The organism is Actinomyces howellii, assembly GCF_900637165.1.
In the GTDB taxonomy this organism is placed as follows: Bacteria; Actinomycetota; Actinomycetes; order Actinomycetales; family Actinomycetaceae; genus Actinomyces; species Actinomyces howellii.
Genome location: NZ_LR134350.1, coordinates 3,048,680 through 3,067,619, shown reverse-complemented (window position 1 = coordinate 3,067,619; position 18,940 = coordinate 3,048,680). Strand labels below are relative to the sequence as shown.

The 18,940-nt window shown below is 71.1% G+C and carries 17 protein-coding genes and 2 pseudogenes; 10 read left to right on the top strand and 9 right to left on the bottom strand.

Annotation, left to right across the window (positions count from 1 at the left end):
• Positions 1-18: 18 nt before the first annotated feature.
• Genes EL245_RS12805 through EL245_RS12795 form a run of 3 tightly spaced genes read right to left on the bottom strand, consistent with a single transcriptional unit; the run spans position 19 to position 2,248 of the window.
• Positions 19-696: an ABC transporter permease gene (locus EL245_RS12805; RefSeq protein ID WP_126383702.1), complete on the bottom strand. Its 678-nt coding sequence runs from the start codon at positions 694-696 to the stop codon at positions 19-21.
• A complete protein-coding gene (locus EL245_RS12800; protein WP_126383700.1) occupies positions 693-1,364 on the bottom strand; it encodes an ABC transporter permease in 672 nt (223 codons plus the stop codon). The genes EL245_RS12805 and EL245_RS12800 overlap by 4 nt, the downstream gene beginning before the upstream one ends.
• Positions 1,361-2,248, bottom strand: coding sequence for an ABC transporter ATP-binding protein (locus EL245_RS12795; protein WP_126383699.1), 888 nt, complete (start codon positions 2,246-2,248; stop codon positions 1,361-1,363). The genes EL245_RS12800 and EL245_RS12795 overlap by 4 nt, the downstream gene beginning before the upstream one ends.
• 90 nt (positions 2,249-2,338) lie before the next feature.
• Here EL245_RS12795 and EL245_RS12790 point away from each other — a divergent pair, with 90 nt between their 5' ends.
• The 7 genes and pseudogenes from EL245_RS12790 (at position 2,339) to EL245_RS12765 (ending at position 8,414) form a co-directional block, all read left to right on the top strand.
• Positions 2,339-2,902 carry a PadR family transcriptional regulator gene (locus EL245_RS12790; protein WP_126383697.1) on the top strand — a complete coding sequence of 188 codons (564 nt, stop codon included), beginning with the start codon at positions 2,339-2,341 and terminating at the stop codon, positions 2,900-2,902.
• Positions 2,903-2,927: 25 nt separating this feature from the next.
• Positions 2,928-3,239 (top strand): annotated as a pseudogene (locus EL245_RS14065) (alcohol dehydrogenase catalytic domain-containing protein); the annotation flags it as partial.
• Between the two features lie 445 nt (positions 3,240-3,684).
• Positions 3,685-3,942 (top strand): zinc-binding dehydrogenase, encoded by a 258-nt coding sequence (locus EL245_RS13785; RefSeq protein WP_232009964.1) that lies wholly within the window; start codon positions 3,685-3,687, stop codon positions 3,940-3,942.
• A 121-nt stretch (positions 3,943-4,063) separates the two neighbouring features.
• Positions 4,064-5,122 carry an NAD(P)-dependent alcohol dehydrogenase gene (locus EL245_RS12780; protein ID WP_126383695.1) on the top strand — a complete coding sequence of 353 codons (1,059 nt, stop codon included), beginning with the start codon at positions 4,064-4,066 and terminating at the stop codon, positions 5,120-5,122.
• Between the two features lie 95 nt (positions 5,123-5,217).
• Positions 5,218-6,000 carry a cytochrome b5-like heme/steroid binding domain-containing protein gene (locus EL245_RS12775; protein ID WP_126383693.1) on the top strand — a complete coding sequence of 261 codons (783 nt, stop codon included), beginning with the start codon at positions 5,218-5,220 and terminating at the stop codon, positions 5,998-6,000.
• Between the two features lie 127 nt (positions 6,001-6,127).
• Complete coding sequence (locus EL245_RS12770) at positions 6,128-6,979, top strand: VOC family protein (protein WP_126383691.1); 852 nt, start codon at positions 6,128-6,130, stop codon at positions 6,977-6,979.
• A 355-nt stretch (positions 6,980-7,334) separates the two neighbouring features.
• Positions 7,335-8,414, top strand: a complete 1,080-nt coding sequence (locus EL245_RS12765) for a hypothetical protein (protein WP_126383689.1) — start codon at positions 7,335-7,337, stop codon at positions 8,412-8,414.
• A gap of 158 nt (positions 8,415-8,572) precedes the next feature.
• On the opposite strand, the gene EL245_RS12760 is transcribed toward EL245_RS12765, so the two are convergent.
• From EL245_RS12760 to EL245_RS12750, 3 genes are all read right to left on the bottom strand, one after another.
• A complete protein-coding gene (locus EL245_RS12760) occupies positions 8,573-9,637 on the bottom strand; it encodes a glycosyltransferase family 1 protein (RefSeq protein WP_126383687.1) in 1,065 nt (354 codons plus the stop codon).
• Entirely contained in the window at positions 9,634-12,375 is a 2,742-nt protein-coding gene (locus EL245_RS12755) for a sodium-translocating pyrophosphatase (protein WP_232009785.1), read from the bottom strand. The genes EL245_RS12760 and EL245_RS12755 overlap by 4 nt, the downstream gene beginning before the upstream one ends.
• A gap of 156 nt (positions 12,376-12,531) precedes the next feature.
• Positions 12,532-12,924: a VOC family protein gene (locus EL245_RS12750; RefSeq protein WP_126383685.1), complete on the bottom strand. Its 393-nt coding sequence runs from the start codon at positions 12,922-12,924 to the stop codon at positions 12,532-12,534.
• Between the two features lie 182 nt (positions 12,925-13,106).
• On the opposite strand from EL245_RS12750, the gene EL245_RS12745 reads away from it, so the two are divergent.
• A complete protein-coding gene (locus tag EL245_RS12745; RefSeq protein WP_232009784.1) occupies positions 13,107-13,886 on the top strand; it encodes a DeoR/GlpR family DNA-binding transcription regulator in 780 nt (259 codons plus the stop codon).
• 24 nt (positions 13,887-13,910) lie between these two features.
• On the opposite strand, the gene EL245_RS12740 is transcribed toward EL245_RS12745, so the two are convergent.
• The 3 genes from EL245_RS12740 to fumC form a co-directional block, all read right to left on the bottom strand.
• Entirely contained in the window at positions 13,911-14,300 is a 390-nt protein-coding gene (locus EL245_RS12740; RefSeq protein WP_126383683.1) for a DUF1304 domain-containing protein, read from the bottom strand.
• 97 nt (positions 14,301-14,397) lie between these two features.
• Positions 14,398-15,207, bottom strand: coding sequence for a nitroreductase family protein (locus tag EL245_RS12735; RefSeq protein WP_126383681.1), 810 nt, complete (start codon positions 15,205-15,207; stop codon positions 14,398-14,400).
• Positions 15,208-15,516: 309 nt separating this feature from the next.
• A complete protein-coding gene (fumC, locus tag EL245_RS12730) occupies positions 15,517-16,944 on the bottom strand; it encodes a class II fumarate hydratase (RefSeq protein WP_126383679.1) in 1,428 nt (475 codons plus the stop codon).
• Between fumC and EL245_RS14060 the strand changes: the two are divergent.
• Together EL245_RS14060 and EL245_RS12720 are read left to right on the top strand one after the other, a co-directional pair.
• Positions 16,892-17,455, top strand: a pseudogene (locus EL245_RS14060) (helix-turn-helix domain-containing protein); the annotation flags it as partial. The gene fumC and the pseudogene EL245_RS14060 overlap by 53 nt on opposite strands.
• Entirely contained in the window at positions 17,400-18,362 is a 963-nt protein-coding gene (locus EL245_RS12720; protein WP_164719475.1) for an IS30 family transposase, read from the top strand. The pseudogene EL245_RS14060 and the gene EL245_RS12720, both read left to right, overlap by 56 nt.
• The last annotated feature ends 578 nt before the right edge of the window (positions 18,363-18,940 follow it).

The window sequence follows — 18,940 nt, the reverse complement described above, 5'->3', positions numbered from 1 at the left end:
TCGTCGGTCGTGACAGGGTCATGATGAGTCCTTCCTGCGCAGAGCGCCCGCAGGGGCTGCGGAGCGCTGGAGGAGACCGAAGACGGTCTCTGAGACAAGGGCCAGGGCGATGACCAGAAGCGCGGAGGCCAGCATCATCGCGTAGTCCTGGGTCTTGAGGCCCAGGAACATGAGCCGCCCCAGTCCTCCCGCCCCCGTGTAGGCGGCCAGGGTCGCGGTGGAGATGACCTGGAGGCTGGCCGAGCGCAGGCCACCGACGAGCTGGGGGGCGCCCAGGGGTATCTCGACACGGGCAAGGATCGCGATCTCGCTCATGCCGTTGGCTCGCGCGGCGTCGACGGCGGCAGGGTCGGCCGACTCCACGCAGGTGTAGGCCCCGGCCAGGACGCTGGGCAGCGCCAGGACCACGAAGGCGATGACGGGAGCGCCCAGCCCGATGCCCAGGGCCAGTGCCAGGAGGGTGATGAGACCGAGGGTGGGCAGCGCCCGCAGGGCCCCGGACAGGGCCACGACCACGCCCCTGCCCCGGCCGGTGTGCCCGACCCACCATCCCAGGGGCACGCCGATGAGCCCGGCGGCCCCGACCCCCAGGACGGAGTACCACAAGTGCTGGAGGACGAGCCGGCCGATCCCCAGCGCGCCCTGCCAGCTGGCGGGGTCCAGGATGTAGGCGACCGCGGCCAGGAGGTGGTTCACTGCCCGGCCTCCCGTCGTCCGGCCGGTTCCGGACCGCGGGCACGCGTCCAGGGCATGACCGCCCTGCCCAGGGCCACGACGAGCGCGTCGAGCACGAGGGCCAGGCCGACGGTGGCGAGCACCCCGGTGAGGACCTCGGCCATGATGCCCCGCTGCAGGCCGTCGGTGAAGAGCCACCCCAGGCTGCGCACGCCCAGGACGGCGCCCACGGTCGTCAGCGAGACCGTCGAGACGGTCACCACCCTGAGGGCGGCCAGGACCGCCGGACCGGCCAGGGGAAGCTCGACGGTGAGGAACCGGCGCCGCTCGCTCATCCCGGTGGCCGAGGCCGCGTCGAGCACGGAGGCGTCAACGCCGTCGAGCGCCGCGACGGCGGCTGGGACGAGGAGCGCCAGCCCGTAGAGCGTCAGGGCGACCACGACGTTGAGGGTGTCGCGGATGCCCGTGCCCAGGATCGCCGGGAGGATGACGAACAGGGCCAGGGAGGGCACGGCGTACAGCAGCGAGGAGCCCGCCACGACCAGGGCCCGCAGGCCTCGCACCCGCTGGGCCAGGCGGGCCAGGGGGATCGCCAGCACGAGGCTCGCCACGACGGCCGGAACCGCCTGGACAAGGTGGTCGACGAGGTAGGAGCCCACCTGCGGGGCGTTGGCCAGGAACCAGGTCATGCGCTGACCGCCGCGGCCTCCAGGCGCCCCACAGCGCGCCCCGAGCGGTCGACGACGACCCTGTCACCCGCGACGTCGGCCAGCCTCAGGGCCCGGTGGGGGTCGTCGACGCCCAGGAAGCGGGCAACGAAGTCGTCCGCAGGCGCAGCGAGGAGCTCGGAGCCGGTCCCCCGCTGCGCGACCTGGGCGCCCTCGCGCAGCACGATGATCTCGTCGCCCAGGGCGAGAGCCTCGTCGACGTCGTGGGTGACGAAGACGATGGTCTTGGCCAGCTCGTCCTGGAGCCGGATGAGCTCGCGCTGGAGCTCGCGGCGCACGAGCGGGTCGACGGCGCCGAAGGGCTCGTCCATGAGCAGCACCCCGGGGTCGGCCGCCAGCGCCCGGGCGACGCCCACGCGCTGGGCCTGCCCGCCTGAGAGCTCGTGGGGGTAGCGCGAGGCCAGGGCGCCGGACAGGCCGAGCAGGTCCATGAGCTCGTGGGCCCTGTCCTGGGCCGCCGCGCGGTCCCAGCCCTGGAGGCGGGGCACGAGCATGATGTTGTCAAGGACCCTGCGGTGGGGCAGCAGGCCCGCGTTCTGCATGACGTACCCGATGGAGCGGCGCAGGGCCACCGGGTCGGAGTCACGCACGTCGTGGCCGTCGAGCAGGACCCGCCCCGAGCTCGGCTCGACCATCCGGTTGACCATGCGCAGCAGGGTCGTCTTGCCGCAGCCCGAGGAGCCCAGCAGGACCGTGAGGGACCCCGCGGGCAGCACGGCCGCGAAGGAGTCGACGGCCGGGGCAGGGTCGGTGCGGCCGCGCACGGGGTAGCGCTTGGTCACGGCGTCGAACTCGATGGCGACTGCGCTGCGGGCCACTGCGGTGCCCTCGTCGCGGGTGGTCATGGGCTCCTCCCCTCCCCGCCGCAGGCGGACGGGTCGGCTCCACGGTAACAGCCCCCTCCTCATTATGGCGATTCGATGTATTGTGACGTCATGCTCGACCTCAAGATCCTCGGCTTCCTCGACGAGGGCCCTCTGCACGGGTACGAGCTGCGTCGACGCATCGAGGAGCTCGACGGTCCGGGCACGCACCTGTCCGAGGGCACCCTCTACCCTGCCCTCACCCGGTTGGAGAACGCTGGGTGGCTCGTGCGCACCGAGGAGCCGGGAGCCAGAGGCCGGTCGAGGCGCCGCGTGGAGATCACCCCCGCCGGCCGGCAGCGCCTCCACCAGATCCTCCGGGACCCCGACGAGGGGACGCTGACCTGCCTGCCCCGTTTCCTGGTCGTCCTGGCCTTCCTGTCCCGTCTTCCCGACCCCCGCGAGCGCGAGGAGGTCCTGCGCCGTCGCCTCGCCATCCTCCAGGCCCCCGCCCCCTCCTTCTTCCGCAACGCAGACGGGACCCCACGCCGCGCCGTCGAGGAGCCCGATCCCTTCCGCCGCGGCATGGCGCGCATCGCCGGCGCGACGCGCAGGGAGGAGGCCGCCTGGCTGCGCGAGACCCTCGGGGCCCCTGACCGGCCTTCAGCCGCCCCCACCGCCCCGGAGCCCACCTGACCACCGGCACCCGCAGGAGACCCACATGAGCCTCGTCACCGAGCCCGCGCCCGTTCCCGCGCCCGCCACGATGCGCGCCGCCGTCCTGCGCGCACCGGGGATCGACAACCTCGTCGTCACCGACCTTCCCGTGCCCGAGCCCGGCCCCGGCCAGGTCCGCCTCAAGGTCCTGGCCTTCGGCCTCAACCGCTCGGAGTACCACAGCGTGACCGGCCTGGCCGAGGGTATGTCCTTCCCCCGGGTCCTGGGCATCGAGGCCGCCGGCCTGGTCGACCTCGACCCCGAGGGCCTCCTGCCCCACGGGACGCAGGCGGCCACGATGATGGGCGGCATGGGACGCATCGTCGACGGCGGCTACGCCCAGTACGTCGTCGTGCCCCGGTCCCAGGTCATCACCTTCTCCTCCGACCTGCCCTGGGAGGTCATCGGCTCCCTGCCCGAGACCCTTCAGACCGCCCACGGCTCGCTGACCACCGGCCTGGACCTCAGGCCCGGCCAGAGCCTGCTCGTGCGCGGAGGGACCTCCGCCCTGGGGCTGGCCGTCGCGGCCCTGGCCGCCGACGCGGGCTGCCGGGTGCTGTCGACCTCCCGCCGCCCGGAGGGCGTCGCCCTGCTCGAGAGCCGGGGCCTGGAGGGTCTGCACGACACGGGGACCGTCAACGAGGCGGTGCGCGACCGCGTCCCCGGGGGCGTCGACGCCGTCCTCGAGCTCGTCGGCACCCCCCACCCTGCGCGACTCCCTGGCGGCCACCGCGGTGCACGGCACCGTGTGCTTCACCGGGATGCTCTCGGACACCTGGACTATCGACGGCTTCTACCCCATCGACTGGATCCCCAGCGGGGTGCGTCTGACCGCCTATTCGGGCCAGGCCCACGACCTTCCGGCCACCGAGCTCCAGCGGGTCCTGGACAGGATCGCCGTCGGGGCCCTCGACCTCATGCCGATGCACTCCTACCCGCTCGAGGAGATCGTCCGCGCCCACCAGGACCTGGCCGCGGGCAGGCGCACCGGCAAGCTCGTCGGGCTGCCCTGGGCCTGAGCCTGGGCGCGCCCGGGCACGCGGCGGGCCCGGAGCACCCCCACCCGTGCCACTGGCCGCCGCCTGCAGGTGGATAATAGGCGGGCACCACCCTGGCACGACCATCGCGAAGGAGCACCCCATGCCAGACGTCCTCGCCTACGCCTGCGACGACAGGACCACCCAGTTCCACCGCACGACCATCACCCTGCCCGAGCCTGGCCCCCACGACATCTACATCGAGGTCAGGTACGCCGGGATCTGCCACTCCGACATCCACACCGCCCGCGAGGAGTGGGGCCCCGCGCGCTACCCGCTCACTCCCGGCCACGAGATCGCGGGAGTCGTCGCCCGCGTCGGCGAGGCGGTCACGAGGTACGCCGTCGGGGACCGGGTCGGGGTGGGCTGCATGGTCAACTCCTGCCGCAAATGTGAGTACTGCACCGACGGTCACGAGCAGTTCTGCACCGGGACACCCGGAGGGCTGCCCGGCACCCTGTGGACCTACGGACCCGACGCGCAGGGCAACCCGACCGCAGGCGGCTACGCCCAGGGCTTCACCGTCTCGGAGGACTTCGCCTGCCGCATCCCCGACTCGATCCCCTTCGAGACGGCCGCCCCCTTGCTGTGCGCGGGGATCACGACCTACTCCCCCCTCAAGCGCTACGGCGCCGGTCCGGGCACGCGCGTCGCCGTGGTCGGCATGGGCGGGCTGGGACACATGGCGGTCCAGATCTCCGCGGCGATGGGGGCCACGACCGCCGTCATCTCCCACGGGCGATCCAAGGAGGCCGACGCCCGACGCTTCGGGGCCACCGAGTTCTACGCCACGAGCGAGGACGGGACGCTCGAGGCGCTGGCCGGGAGCTTCGACCTCATCGTGTGCACGGTGGGGGCGGACGACCTGGACTACACGGCGCTCGTGCGCACCCTCAGGCCCTTTGGCACCTTCGTCGACGTCGGCCTTCCCGAGCACCCCTCTCAGATCCACATGGCGGCGCTGTGCAACGGCAACAAGGCCATGGCCGGCTCCCAGATCGGCGGGATCGCCCAGACCCAGGAGATGCTCGACTTCTGCGCCGAGCACGGACTGCACCCCCAGGTCGAGATCATCGGCGGCCAGGACATCACCTCCACCTACGACAAGGTCGTCGGCTCCCAGGTGCGCTATCGCTACGTCATCGACACCTCGACCTTCTGAGCGCCTCCTCAGGGACGCCTCCGTGCCTCGGCCTCGCCGGCACCCGTCCGGCGGGGCCGCGGCACGAAGAGCAGGAGTCGAGGCTAGAATGTGGCATGGATCTCGATCTTCCGCTCCACCCGCTCGTCGTCCACGCCCCTGTCGTCCTCCTGCCCCTGACAGCACTGGGGGTCGTCGTCCTGGCCGTCCAGAAGCGGCGCGCACCCCAGCTGGCCTACGCGGTCCTCGGGCTCATCGTCCTCGCCGTGCTCGCCACCGGCGGCTCGGTCCTGTCAGGCAACGCGCTCGCCGAGCTTCTCGGCTTCGAGCCCGAGCGCCATGAGCGCTGGGGGCTGCTCCTGGCGGGCGCCTCGGTGCTCTACCTCGCGGTCGCCGGTCCCTGGCTGTGGAAGGTCGCCCGTGCGGACGGCCGGGCCGACGCCCCGCGCCGGCCGTGGGCACTGGCCTCGGCCGGGCTCGCGGTCCTCGTGGCGGCCCTCACCGTGCTCGCCGGGCACTCCGGCGCAGAGCTGGCTTGGTCCGACGTCGGCGCCTCCCCGGACTCGCCCTCCGGTACCGCGCCCACCGGACCGGGCGACCCCGTCGGGGCAGGTGCGAGCACGTCGGTCGCCCCGACGCCCGACCCGGGGTCGTCGTCGACCGCGACCGTGTACACCATGGAGGACGTGGCCCGCCACTCCACGGCGGAGTCGTGCTGGACCGTCATCGACTCCACGGTCTACGACCTCACCGACTGGGTCTCCCAGCACCCGGGCGGGCAGGAGGCCATCACCGGCATGTGCGGCACCGACGGCACCGCAGCCTTCACGAGCGAGCACGGCGGCCAGGCCGAGCCTGCCGACGCCCTGGCCGGCTACGCCATCGGCACGCTCGGCTGACCGGGCCGCCTGAGGCGCGCTGTGCCGGGGTCCGTCGACGGCCCCCGGCTCAGCGTGCCTCAGGGGGGAGGACCCACCGGTCGGCGCGGCTCAGAGGGCGGTCCCGACCCGAGGCTACGATCGGTCCATGACCCAGCGAATCATGCCCGCCATCTGGTGCGACGGCACCGCCTTTGAGGCCGCCGAGTTCTACACGCGAGTCTTCCGTGAGGCTCATGTGGTCGACCAGGCGCCGGGCCTGGCCGCCACCGTCGAGCTGCACGGCACGCGGATCACCCTCATCAACGGTGACGACACCTACTCCCCCAACCCCTCGATCAGCGGCCTGCTCAACTTCGACCCGCTGCTCTTCGGCGGCCAGGAGCAGGCCCGCGCCTACCTTGACGAGCTCTACGCCGCGCTGAGCACAGGCGGGGTCCTCATGGAGCTCGGCGAGTACCCTTTCTCCTCGCGCTACGCCTGGGTGCGCGACCGCTTCGGCTTCACCTGGCAGCTCATGCTCACCGACCCCGCAGGCGAGCCGCGTCCATTCGTGGTGCCCTCGTTCATGTTCGGCTCCACCAACCACGGCAACGCTCAGGAGGCGACGCAGGGCTGGATCGACCTGTTCGATGACTCTGCCCGGGGCACCACGCACCTCTACGGCCCCGACTGCCCTCTGGAGGAGGGCACGGTCATGTTCACCGACTTCACCCTCCTGGGGAGCTGGTTCGCCGCGATCGACGCGGGCACCTACCACAGCTTCACCTTCTCCCCCGGGGTGTCGGTCATCGTCTCGTGCCGCGACCAGGAGGAGATCGACCGCTACTGGGCGGGGCTGTCTGCCGTGCCCGAGGCCGAGCGCTGCGGGTGGTGCGTGGACCGGTGGGGAGTGTCCTGGCAGGTCGTCCCGGACACCATCGGTGAGCTCATGGCCGATGAGGCCACGCGCAGCCTCGTCCTCGAGATGGGCAAGATCGACCTGCGCAGGCTGCCGTGACGCCCTGAGACGGCACCACCGCCACGAGGTCGCGTCCTCAGCCGTGAGGTCGCGTGTCCTTCCGTGAGGTCGTAGGTCTGGCATACGACCTCGTCGGCTCGGGCACGACCTCACGCGTCTCGGGACGACCTGGTGCCGGGTCCCGCGCCCAGGATGCTGCGCCTGGCACGACCTCACGCGTCTCGGGACGACCCCATCTCGTCGGTGCGATCGCTGTCGACCGGTCGGGCCCATCCGACCGGTCGGATGGGCCCGACCGGTCGACGTGCTCCACAGACGCTCGTCCTGCACCCCCGTCGAGCGGCCGTCCACAGGGTTGAAGCGCACGCCTGGAAGGGATGCCCATGCTCGTGTCATGACAGCCGCACTGACTCCCCCGCCCAGCGCTCCCGACGGGGCGCTCGTCCTTCCTCTTGTGGTGCAGGGTTCATCCCAGGGCCCGTCGCTGCCCGCGAGCGCCGTCACGGTCAAACGCGGACAGCACCTCGTGCCCCGCAGCTCCCCACCCTCATGGCGCCAACGTGAGGAGGTCTCACTGGCGCGGCTCGTCGCCGTGCAGCGCACGAACCCGAGGGCCGTGCTCACCCACGAGTCCGCCGCGCTCCTCCATGGCGCCTGGCTGCGCAGCAGCGAGCCTGATGTTCACCTCACCCAGCACACGCGCCCTGCTCTCACACGTTCTCCCCTTCCCCGGGTCGTCTACGGCGGCACACGGGCCTGGGGACGCAGCACCGGGTTGCCGCCCGCCGCGGCCCACGGCACGCTCGAGGCCGGCCGACACGTGCACCTCGTCCGCCACCACGGCCTGCTTCCCGACAGCGAGATCACGACGATCAAGGGCCTGCGCACGTCGAACCTGGTCAGAACACTCGTCGACTGCCTCCTCGACCTGCCCGCGACAGACGCCTTCGTCGTCGGAGACAGCCTCCTGCGCCTCGGGACGCAGGCGCACCGCCTGGACCGCGAGCGCGTCGAGCGCACAGCGAGCCGGCTACGCGTCCAGGCTGCTGACCTCCTGAGCCGCAGGGGCCGACGCCACAACTCCCGCAGAGCACGGCTGATGCTCGGACTGCTGTCGCCCTGGTCGGAGTCGCCGGGAGAGTCCGAGATGAGATTCCTCCTGCTCGTCGCCGGCACACCCGAGCCCACGCTCCAGCACCAGGTCACGACGGGCGACCGGCAGTGGTTCATCGACGCCGCATGGCCCCATGCGCTCATCGGCCTGGAGTTCGACGGACGAGGCAAGTACGCAGGCTCGGCAAACACGCTCTATCGAGAGAAGCGGCGACAAGAGCACCTGGAGCGCCGCGGCTGGACCATCCTGCGAGTGGGCTGGCCCGACCTCAAGGATCCTGGGCTCCTCATCTCGCGGGTCCTGGCCACGGTGCCTGAGGGGACGGTCTTCACCATCACCCCACGAACCGGTATCGCATGACCACCACTGCTCAGACGCCGGAGAGACGCCGCATCGTCACGCATGAGGTCGCACCCTGAGCTGTCAGGTCGCGCCCCGGGCCGTGGGGTCGCCCGTCTGAGGTGCGACCTCATCGGCTTGGGTGCGACCTCACGACCCGCACGCGGACCGCCGCGCCCTCAGCCCCCGAACCACTCCCGGACCCGGCGGCTCACCGCCTTGTCGAAGGCGTCGTCGGAGTGGTGGGCGGCGATCCACTCGCAGAAGGAGCCGTCGGCACAGGCGTCGAGCTCACGGCGACATGCCTCGGGCTCACGCAGGGCCCGCACGAGCATCCTCTCGGCCTGCGCGGCGTCGCCGTAGATGAACGGGTAGCCCTCGGGCACGAGGGCGCGCGCCCACGCCCTGTCCGGCAGGACACCGATGACCCCGGCACCGAGGGCCTCGACGTAGAGCAGGCCGTAGGTCTCCTCCTGGGCCGTGGCCAGGAAGGCGGTCGTGCGGGCGAGCGCCTGCCAGTAGGACAGGCGCGTGGCGGTCAGCGGACCGACCCACACCCAGTCCCGGCGGGAGATCTCCATGGCCCTCTCCGAGATGAGGTGGGACTCGTGCAACCGCATCTCCACCTTGAGAGGCACCTGCTTGCGGGCGCGGCCGACGACCTCGAGGAAGACCTCCGGGCGCTTGTTGCGCGACAGGTAGATGGCCGGGTAGAGCACGACCGGAGGGTCTGCCGGGGACCGGGGCTGGATGTGCTCGAGGCGGAACCCGAGGTTGACCCAGGCCAGGCGCGCCTTCTCCGCCAGGTGCGGAACGGTCCAGCGCCGGACGAGCTCGCGGATCTCGGTGGCGGTGCGCTCGGAGTTGGCGAAGGTCGGGAACAGGGCGCAGGACAGCGCCGCCGTGGCCGTCGAGGCCTCGTCGTGCCCGGAGGGCAAGGCGCTCCACACGAAGTTCATGATCCGTGGCCGCCCGCTGCCTGCGCCCATGACCTGGTAGACGTGCGGGGAGTCCAGGACGTCCATGTTGATGACCACCGAGGTCCCCGGGTCGAGCATCCCCAGCGGCAGGACGTCGAAGTCCTCCCCGCGCCTGGCCACCGGGCCCACGAGGACGGAGCCGGGGAAGATGCGCAGGAGGCGCCGCACGAGGGTGTCGCCCGCCTCGTGACCCACGACCCTGCCCTCGGCGTCGATGACGACGTCGTCCCGCTTGATGACGATCGTCGCGCTTGTCGTGCTCATGCGCGCGCCCTCTCCCGCCGGGCCCCCGACCCGGCGACGTGCTCGGTGCTCCTGGCTCTCAGGTCCTGCCCGCGGGGCGGGGCCTCGTGCCCCTCATCGGGCTCGGGCCCCTCGTCCTCGCCGCTGTCGAGCTCCTCCCCGGCGGCACCGGTGGTGCGCATGGCGTAGAAGGAGCGGTGGACGAAGAACACCGAGAGCAGGAGAAAGACCACGGACAGGCCCGTCACGAGGCGGCCGGCCCCCTGCTCTGTGAGGCTGACGGCGAGCTCGACCGCCAGGAGCCCGAAGAGCGTCGTGAACTTGATGATGGGGTTGAGCGCCACCGAGGAGGTGTCCTTGAAGGGGTCGCCCACGGTGTCGCCCACGACGGAGGCGTCGTGCAGGGCGGTCCCCTTCATGTGCAGGTCGACCTCGACGACCTTCTTCGCGTTGTCCCACGCACCGCCTGCGTTGGCCATGTAGATGGCCTGGTAGAGGCCGAAGACGGCGATGGACACGAGGTAGCCGATGAAGAAGTAGGGCTCGGCGAAGGCGAAGGCGAGGGTGGCGAAGAAGACCGCCAGGAAGATGGTGAGCATCCCCTGCTGGGCGTACTGGGTGCAGATCTCCACGACCCGGCGCGAGTCCTCGACGCTGGCACGCTCGGCGTCGGAATCGAGGTGGATCGATCCCCTGATGAAGGACACCGCCCGGTTGGCTCCGGTGGTCACGGCCTGGATCGAGGCCCCGGAGAACCAGAAGACGACGGCGCCTCCGGTGACCAGTCCCAGGAGGAAGGGCGCGTGCAGCAGCGACAGACGGTCGATGCCCGTTGTCAGGTGGTCGGTCAGGCCGATGATGATCGAGAAGATCATCGTGGTCGCCCCGACGACGGCGGTGCCGATGAGGACCGGCTTGGCGGTGGCCTTGAAGGTGTTGCCCGCGCCGTCGTTGTCCTCGAGCAGCAGCTTGGCCCGCTCCCACCTGGGCTCGATGCCGGTCTCGGCGCGCAGGGCGTCGTCGATGCCGTCGATCCGCTCGATCCGCGAGAGCTCGTAGACGCTCTGGGCGTTGTCGGTGACCGGACCGTAGGAGTCGACCGCGATGGTGACCGGCCCCGTGCCCAGGAAGCCGAACGCGACGAGGCCGAAGGAGAAGACGCTGGGGGCGAGCATGTGCTGCGCCAGGCCGTGGGAGCCCAGCAGGTAGGCGGCGGTCATGAGCCCGACGACGGTCATGCCCAGCCAGTAGGCGGAGAAGTTGCCCGCCACGACGCCCGAGAGGATGTTGAGGCTCGCACCTCCCTGACGTGAGGACTTGACCGTCTCGCGCACGTGGCGCGAGCGGGTCGAGGTGAAGACCTTGACGAGCTCGGGGATGAGGGCTCCCGCGGCGGTGCCGCAGGTGACGATCGTGGCCAGGCGCAGCCACAGGCCCGGGCCGTAGGCCCCCAGGACCACCCACGTCGTCAGGTAGGTCAGGGCGATGCACAGCACCGAGGTCAGCCACACGAGGGTCGACAGAGGCATCTCGAAGTTCATCCGCTCGGCCCGGGCGTAACGGTGCCTGGTCCACGCGCTGTTGAGCGCGTAGGCCGCCCAGGCCGCCACGATCATCGCGGCGCGCACGCTGAAGAGCCACACGAGCAGCGTGGCCTGGAGCCCGGGGTCGTCCACCGCTAGGAGCACGAAGGTGACGAGGGCGACCCCCGTCACCCCGTAGGTCTCGAAGCCGTCCGCGCTCGGTCCCACGGAGTCACCGGCGTTGTCACCCGTGCAGTCGGCGATCACTCCCGGGTTGCGCGGGTCGTCCTCGTCGATCTTGAACACGATCTTCATGAGGTCGGCGCCGATGTCGGCGATCTTGGTGAAGATGCCGCCGGCGATGCGCAGGGCGGAGGCTCCCAGGGACTCACCGATGGCGAAGCCGATGAAGCAGGCACCTGCGACCTGTGCGGGGACGAGCAGCAGGATGATGAGCATCATGAGCAGCTCGAGGCTGATGAGGACCATGCCGATGCTCATGCCCGAGCGCAGCGGGATGCGGTGGACCGGGTAGGGCATGCCCGGGAGGGCGGCGTAGGCCGTGCGGGCGTTGGCGAAGGTGTTGACCCTGATGCCGAACCAGGCGACGAGGTAGGAGCCCGCCATGCCCAGCAGGGAGAAGGCGATGACGATCCCGACCCGCCCCCAGCCGAATCCCACGAGCGCCTTGTAGTACAGGACGATGACGGCGGTGATGAAGACCCACAGGATGAGCAGGAAACGGCCCTGGCGCACAAGGTAGGCCTGGCACGTGGAGTAGATGAGCTCGGCGACCTCGAGCATGGAACGGTGCGCCGGCAGGCGCCGCATCTGGAGGAAGGTCACCAGGCCGAAGCCCAGCCCGACAAGGCAGATGACCACACCCACCGCCAGCAGCACCCGGCCGTCGACCCCTCCGACGCGGGCCGCCGACAGGTCCGGCAGGGCGAGGCTGGCCTCCCCTCCCCCGAGGTCCTCGTCCGGTCGGCCTCCCGCCCCGGGGGCGCAGCCCGCCGCGGCGGCGCACACCGCGACGGCCGCCCCTGCCGCCCCGGCAGCACGGCGGCAGGGGCGAGCCAGGAGACGACGGAGCACCGGGAGGCGGGTGCGGGCGAGGAGGCTGTGGCGCGGTCCCCGCCGTCGGCGGTTGCGGGAGTCAGAGGGTCGGTGGGACAGGTGCACAGGGTCGGCGACGTGCCTGCCGCCCAGGGCGGAGTGCATAAGACCTCGGAACATGGTTGCCGATACGACACGGCCTTGCGGCCCACCGAAAGTCTATCCGTGACGCCAGTCACGGCAAGGGGTTTCGCGGTCGGATCTTCGATCGGGACCCGGGGCGCCGCGGTCCGCGGGATCGGGCGGCCGGGCCCGGGCACCGCCGGAGGCGGCGGCTCACCCCCACTCGGCGACGACCTCGACCCTGTTGCCCTCGGGGTCGAGCAGGACCAGCTCGTAGTACCCGTCACCTGTGCGCCGCGGGCCGTCGACAACCTCGACCCCGCTGTCCCGCAGGCGAGTGGCCAGTGCGTCGACGGCGGGCTCGTCGGGCACGCAGAAGGACAGGTGGGCCCAACCGCACGTCTCCCCACCCGGTCCGCCCGTGACGTCCGGGCGCGTCATCAGCTCCAGGCGCGCCCCGTCGTCGAAGGACAGGAAGTAGGTGCTCAGGCCGGTGCGAGGGTTGTCGTACCGCGGACCTGCCGTGCCGGCGAACCACTCGCTGTAGAAGTCTCGCGATTCCTCCAGGTCGCTCACCCACAGGGCGGCGTGGTCGATGCGGGTCATTGTCCCTCCTGAGTCCTTGTCCCCTGTCGCCCTCGCACCGCGAGGCCGTAGGAGGAACGTTAGGAGTTCATATGATCATTGGGAATGATCGAGTCGGAGTAAGATGATCACGACCTCGCGTCCCCGGCGCCTGTGGCGACCGCTGCCCGCACAACCTGCACAACCTGTACGAGGAGCAGCCCATGACCGGTCCGATCCACCGTGCCCCTGCTGAGCGCCGTCGTCTCATCCTGCACTCGCTCAACCGCACCGAACCCACCAGCGTCGAGGCCCTGGCCCGTCTGACCGGTGCCAGTGCAGTCACCATCCGTCGTGACCTTGCCGAGCTCGCCTCGCACGAGCTCGTCCGACGCGTTCACGGCGGGGCCTGCCTCCCGGCTCATCGGGGCGCCCGCTACCCCTACTCGGAGCGGGCCGAGGAGGATCTCGAGTCCAAGCGCGTCCTGGCCCGGGCCACGGCTGCTCGCGTCGCGGACGGTGAGAGCCTCATCCTCGACACGGGATCAACCTGTGAGCTCATCGCCCAGCTCCTCGCAGGCAGGGACCTGACCGTCCTGGCCCTGTCGCTGCGCACCGCCTCCGTGCTCGCGCAGGTCCCGGGGACGCGTGTCAGCATCCCCGGAGGGACGGTGGAGACTGAGACCTTGTCCCTCCTGAGTGTCATGAGCCTCGACGCCTTGCGGCAGTTCCGTGCTGACACCGCAGTCCTGGGGGCCTGTGCGGCCTCGCCGACCTGGGGCCTGTGCTCCACCCAGAGCGAGGACGCCGCGGTCAAGCGCGCGATCATGGCCTCGGCGAGCCGCGTCCTCCTGCCGACGACGAGCCGCAAGCTGACCCGGACCTCCGCCTACCGCTTCGGTGGCGTCGAGGACGTCACCGAGATCCTGGTCACCTCCGACGCCCCCGAGGCCGCCCTCGACGGGCTCCGGGCGGCCGGCGTCGTCGTCAGCGTCTGCTCCTGAACACCGGGCCCTCGGCCTGCACGCTCAGGCCCCCAGGAGGGCCGCCACCGTGGCGAGCACGGCCAGGAGCGGGAGGGTCCCCTGCTTGACCGCCGCGGGTCGGTGGGGTGCCGAGGCCAGGGCGAGGACGAGGGCGGCGGCAAGCATCGACCCGGTGCCGGCCAGCACGAGGGCGGCACCGACCGCCGTGTGCCCCATCGCCGTCAGGACCACGCCCACGATCGTCTGGAGCGCCAGGAACAGGTTGTAGAAGCCCTGGTTGAAGGCGTAGAACGCGTGGGGACGGGCCTCCTGCGGCGTGCCGCCGAAGGTCCGGCGGGCCAGCGGTCCCTCCCAGGCGATGGACTCCATGTAGAAGATGAGCACGTGGAGCCCGGCGGCGAGCAGGGCCAGGACGAGTCCGGTGACGAGCATCTGTTCTCCGTGTGTTCTGTCGGGGTGGTCTCAGGACAGGTCGGCCTGCCGTCCGGCCCCGAGACGGGGCCGGGCGGGACGGCTGGCGACCCGCGGCTCAGCGAGCCTCTGCGTCGTCGTCCTGCGGACCGTCGAGGAAGCGGAAGCCCTGGGCCCTCATCGTGGCGGCCACGGTCGGGTAGTAGTAGGTGGAGTACCTCGCCGAGGTGTCCTGGGACCAGGTCGGCATCTGCGCCATGCCCTGCTCGTCCCACCACGCGCGCAGGATCTCGTCGTAGGCGCGGGCGCCGTCGGCCACGGCCTGAGGGTCGTAGCGCTCCTCCATCGCGTAGGAGGCCATCGGCATGCGGGGCTTGACACGCGGGAGGCTGGCGGGGTCGGCCACCCCGAGGGTCGAGGCCACGACGGGGAAGGTGCCGCGGGGAAGGTCGAGCAGCTCGATGAGGCCTGCGGGGTTGTTGCGGATGCCCCCGATGGCGGTCGTCGCGTAGCCCAGGCTGTGGGCTGCGGTCTGGAAGGTGGCCAGGGCGATCCCGGCGTCGACGGCACCCACGAGCACTCCCTCGGCGCTGGTCTCGACGACCTGCTGGCGTCTGTGGAGCCGGGCCGCCATCTCGGTGCGGTGGAAGTCGACGACGAAGACGACGACGACGTCGGCGCCGGCCACCTGCGGCTGGCCGCCGGCGACCTCGGCCACCGCCCGGATCCGCTCCGGGTCCCGCACGACCACGAGGCTCAGCCCCTCGGCGTTGATCGAGCTCGGTGCCTGCCGGGTGGCCAGGAGGATCTGCTCGAGGTCCTCGTCCGGGACGTGCTCACCGGTGAAGACCCGCACGGAGCGACGCTCACGCAGCAGGGCCAGGACGGGGTTGGTGGGCTCGGGGTCGGGACCGGTCTGACTGGTCATCTCATTCATCCTCAGGGGTGCTGGGGCTGGCCGACGGCGCAAGGCCGGCAGCGGGACGACCACGGAGCCGGTCGCCTCCACCCCGGACCAACCGACGCGGGCGCCAGGTCATTCCTGGATCCGTCCACGCCTCCCGTCCTGACCGGCCTCCGACGTCCCGGTGCCACCACCCCGGTCGTGCGGCGCGGTCCGGACGTCCGCGAGCAGGACCACGGGGCGTGAGGGCGCCCGTGCCGGGCGCGCTGCGCGGCACGGCGCGGCACGGCGCGGCACGGCGCGGCGCGGCGCGGCGCGGGCGCAGGCCGGACCCTAGTCCTGGGCGGCCGAGGGGTGGGTCATGTCGGCCGGGACCACCCAGGCGTCGAACTGCTCATCGGTGACGAAGCCGAGCTCGAGGGCGGACTCGCGTAGGGACAAGCCCTTGTGGTGGGCGTTCTTGGCGATCTTGGAGGCCTTGTCGTAGCCGATGTGGCGGTTGAGAGCCGTGACCTGCATGAGGTTGGTGTCCAGGTTCGCCTTGATGCGCTCCAGGTTGGGCTCGATCCCGTAGGCGCAGTTCTCGTCGAAGGACACGCAGGCGTCGCCGAGCAGCTGGATGGACTCCAGGACGCACCAGGCCATGACCGGCTTGAAGACGTTGAGCTGGAAGTTGCCCTGGCTTCCGGCGAAGCCGACGGTCGCGTCGTTGCCGAAGACCTTTGTCGCGACCATGGTCATCGCCTCGCACTGGGTGGGGTTGACCTTGCCGGGCATGATCGACGAGCCCGGCTCGTTCTCGGGGATGACGAGCTCGCCAATGCCGTTGCGCGGGCCAGAGGCGTACCAGCGCACGTCGTTGGCGATCTTCATGAGGGCGTCGGCCAGGACCCGCAGGGCGCCGGAGACCAGGACCAGGGCGTCGTGGGCTCCCAGGGCGGCGAAGAGGTTGTCCGCCTGGGTGAACTCGATGCCGGTCTCCTCGGAGATCCTCCGGGCGCACAAGGCCCCGAAGTCCGGGTGGGCGTTGAGGCCGGTGCCCACGGCCGTTCCGCCGATGGCGAGCTCCCGGGCGCGGGAGTCGGCGTAGCGGATGCCATCGAGCGCGAAGTCGATCTGGGCGACCCAGCCGGAGAACACCTGACCCAGGGTGATGGGGGTAGCGTCCTGGAGGTGGGTCCGGCCGACCATGACGACGTCGGCGTACTGCGCGGCCTTGGCGTCCAGGGTGTCGCGCAGCCGGGCGATGCGCGGGTACATGGCGGCCAGCTCGTCGACAACGGCGATGTGCATGGCGGTGGGGAAGGTGTCGTTGGAGGACTGGCCCCGGTTGACGTGGTCATTGGGGTGGACGGGGGCCTTGGACCCCATCTGCCCGCCGGCCATCTCGATGGCCCGGTTGGAGATGACCTCGTTGGAGTTCATGTTCGACTGGGTGCCCGATCCGGTCTGGAAGACGACGAGCGGGAAGTGGGCGTCGAGCTCGCCCGCGATCACCTCGTCGGCGGCGGCGGCGATGAGGTCGGCGATGTCACGGGGCAGCTCGCCAAGCTCGGCGTTGGCCAGGGCGGCGGACTTCTTGAGCACCCCCAGGGCCTTGATCATGGGCCTGCCCCACACGAAGGTCTCGCGCCCGATGTCGAAGTTGGTCAGGGATCGCTGGGTCTGGGCGCCCCAGTAGCGGTCGGAGGCGACCTCAACGGTGCCCATGGAGTCGGACTCGGTGCGCGTCGTCGCGCTGGTGCTGGTCTCAGGTGCCATGGCCCCAAGGGTACCCAAGGTCGCCAGCCGGGACCCCGGTCCCCCACTCCACCGAGATCGGGACTTATGGCACCTCGAGATCGGGGGAAGTGAGGTGGTTTCAGGTGGTGAGTGCAATGGGTGGTGCTTGGGAGAGGGGCTGGTTGTGGTGCGTGGGGTGTGGCCTGGTGTGGTTCGCGATGGTGTGCGGGAGCTGATCGAGTCGGGTTGGTTGGCTCGCGAGGCGGGGGCTTGTTTCTCGGTGCCTCAGTCCACGGTGTCGGACTGGTGCAGGCTGTGGGGTATGAGGATGCGGCACGGGGCCAGGGAGGGCGGGATGGTCGGGACGACCAGGCCTGCTGGGCGTGGTCGGGGCGGGTCGGGGGACGGGTTCGAGGTGATGGTCCGGGGTACCGGGCACGGCAGGCGTCTGGGGGCTCAGGGGCGCGGCGCGATCGCTGCGGGCCTGGCCAGGGGTGATTCCCTGGCCTCGATCGCCCGGTTCCTGGGGGTGGCTGTCTCCACGGTCAGCCGCGAGGTCGCTGCCGGCGGGGGCCGCCTACGACCCCCAGGCCCGCCACGCCCAGGCCCGGGCCGCCAGGGCACGGCCCAAGGCGCGTGTGCTGGACTCCAACGACCAGCTGCGGGCCCTGGTGGTCCAGGGCCTGAGACAGCGGTGGTCGCCCCAGCAGATCAGCCGCCGTCTGGCTGCGGACCACCCCGAGCGCGATGATCTTCGTGTGAGCCACGAGACGATCTACCAGTCCCTGTACGTCCAGGGCCGAGGGACGCTGCGCGCCGAGCTGGGCCGTCACTACAGGCTGCGCACCGGGCGGAGTCGGCGCGTGCCACGCTCGGCCCTGGCCGGGCCCCTGGCCTCCAGGCCCTGGCTGGCCGACGCGCGTATCAGCACCCGCCCGGCCCAGGTCGCCGACCGGGCCGTGCCAGGCCACTGGGAGGGCGACCTGGTCATGGGCGCGGGCAACCGCACCGCGATGATCACCCTGGTCGAACGCACCACCCGCCTGGTCCTGATCGCCCCGCTGCTGACCGACCACACCGCCACCACCGTGGCCACGGTGCTGGAGACCATGATCAAGGGCCTGCCCCGCTCCATGGCCCGGTCCCTGACCTGGGACCAGGGCGGCGAGATGGCCCAGGTCGCCCGCTTCAGGACCGCCACCAACCTCGAGGTGTACTTCTGCGACCCCCACAGCCCCTGGCAACGAGGAACCAACGAGAACACCAACGGCCTGATCCGCGAGTTCTTCCCCAAAGGCACCGACCTGTCGACCTACCCCCTCCACGCCTTCGAACAGGCCCAGCACCTCCTCAACACCCGCCCCCGCCAGACCCTAGACTGGGCCACACCCGCAGAAGCCTTCAACAGGCTCCTGCAGAAAACAGAACACGACACCACCATTGCACTCACCACCTGAAACCACCCACCCACCCACGGGGAGCGCGCCCCGACCCCGGACCAGCCCGGCCGACGCCAACCAACCCGGCCCCGGCCCGACCCCGGTCTGGCCAACGTTGACCAGCCCGGTCCCGACCCGGCCCAGGGTCGAGCGCCACGGCTGACAGACCACACGCCCCGTCCCCGCACACCCCGACCACCCTCGACCGGTCACGCCTCCCCCGACCGGTCATGTAGCTTTCGACCGGGCTTTCGCTGTCACATAGACGGTCGACAGTCACATGACCGGTCGACGACGAGACGGGCAGGACGCACGGCCGGGGCTCGGCGAGAAGACCAGCCCGATGTACCACTTCCCCCGAACTCACGGTGCCACTTCCCCCGATCTCGCGGTGCCACTTGTCCCGATCTCGAGGTGCCATTAGTACCGATCTCGCGGTGCCATTAGTACCGATCTCGCGGTGCCATTAGTCCCGATCTCGAGGTGCCATTAGTCCCGATCTCGCGGGGCTGCGGGCGGCCGCCGTCGCGCTCAGGTTCTCAAGGCCACCCTTTCTCAAGGCCACCCTGCACCTCGAGATCGCGACACGTGGCACC

What these genes read in the sequence shown, in the direction of transcription:
- EL245_RS12800 (WP_126383700.1), bottom strand. Translation starts at nt 1,364, where the DNA reads ATGACCTGGTTCCTGGCCAACGCCCCGCAGGTGGGCTCCTACCTCGTC.
- EL245_RS12795 (WP_126383699.1), bottom strand. Translation starts at nt 2,248, where the DNA reads ATGACCACCCGCGACGAGGGCACCGCAGTGGCCCGCAGCGCAGTCGCC.
- EL245_RS12790 (WP_126383697.1), top strand. Translation starts at nt 2,339, where the DNA reads ATGCTCGACCTCAAGATCCTCGGCTTCCTCGACGAGGGCCCTCTGCAC.
- EL245_RS13785 (WP_232009964.1), top strand. Translation starts at nt 3,685, where the DNA reads ATGCTCTCGGACACCTGGACTATCGACGGCTTCTACCCCATCGACTGG.
- EL245_RS12780 (WP_126383695.1), top strand. Translation starts at nt 4,064, where the DNA reads ATGCCAGACGTCCTCGCCTACGCCTGCGACGACAGGACCACCCAGTTC.
- EL245_RS12775 (WP_126383693.1), top strand. Translation starts at nt 5,218, where the DNA reads ATGGATCTCGATCTTCCGCTCCACCCGCTCGTCGTCCACGCCCCTGTC.
- EL245_RS12770 (WP_126383691.1), top strand. Translation starts at nt 6,128, where the DNA reads ATGACCCAGCGAATCATGCCCGCCATCTGGTGCGACGGCACCGCCTTT.
- EL245_RS12765 (WP_126383689.1), top strand. Translation starts at nt 7,335, where the DNA reads ATGACAGCCGCACTGACTCCCCCGCCCAGCGCTCCCGACGGGGCGCTC.
- EL245_RS12760 (WP_126383687.1), bottom strand. Translation starts at nt 9,637, where the DNA reads ATGAGCACGACAAGCGCGACGATCGTCATCAAGCGGGACGACGTCGTC.
- EL245_RS12755 (WP_232009785.1), bottom strand. Translation starts at nt 12,375, where the DNA reads ATGTTCCGAGGTCTTATGCACTCCGCCCTGGGCGGCAGGCACGTCGCC.
- EL245_RS12750 (WP_126383685.1), bottom strand. Translation starts at nt 12,924, where the DNA reads ATGACCCGCATCGACCACGCCGCCCTGTGGGTGAGCGACCTGGAGGAA.
- EL245_RS12745 (WP_232009784.1), top strand. Translation starts at nt 13,107, where the DNA reads ATGACCGGTCCGATCCACCGTGCCCCTGCTGAGCGCCGTCGTCTCATC.
- EL245_RS12740 (WP_126383683.1), bottom strand. Translation starts at nt 14,300, where the DNA reads ATGCTCGTCACCGGACTCGTCCTGGCCCTGCTCGCCGCCGGGCTCCAC.
- EL245_RS12735 (WP_126383681.1), bottom strand. Translation starts at nt 15,207, where the DNA reads ATGACCAGTCAGACCGGTCCCGACCCCGAGCCCACCAACCCCGTCCTG.
- fumC (WP_126383679.1), bottom strand. Translation starts at nt 16,944, where the DNA reads ATGGCACCTGAGACCAGCACCAGCGCGACGACGCGCACCGAGTCCGAC.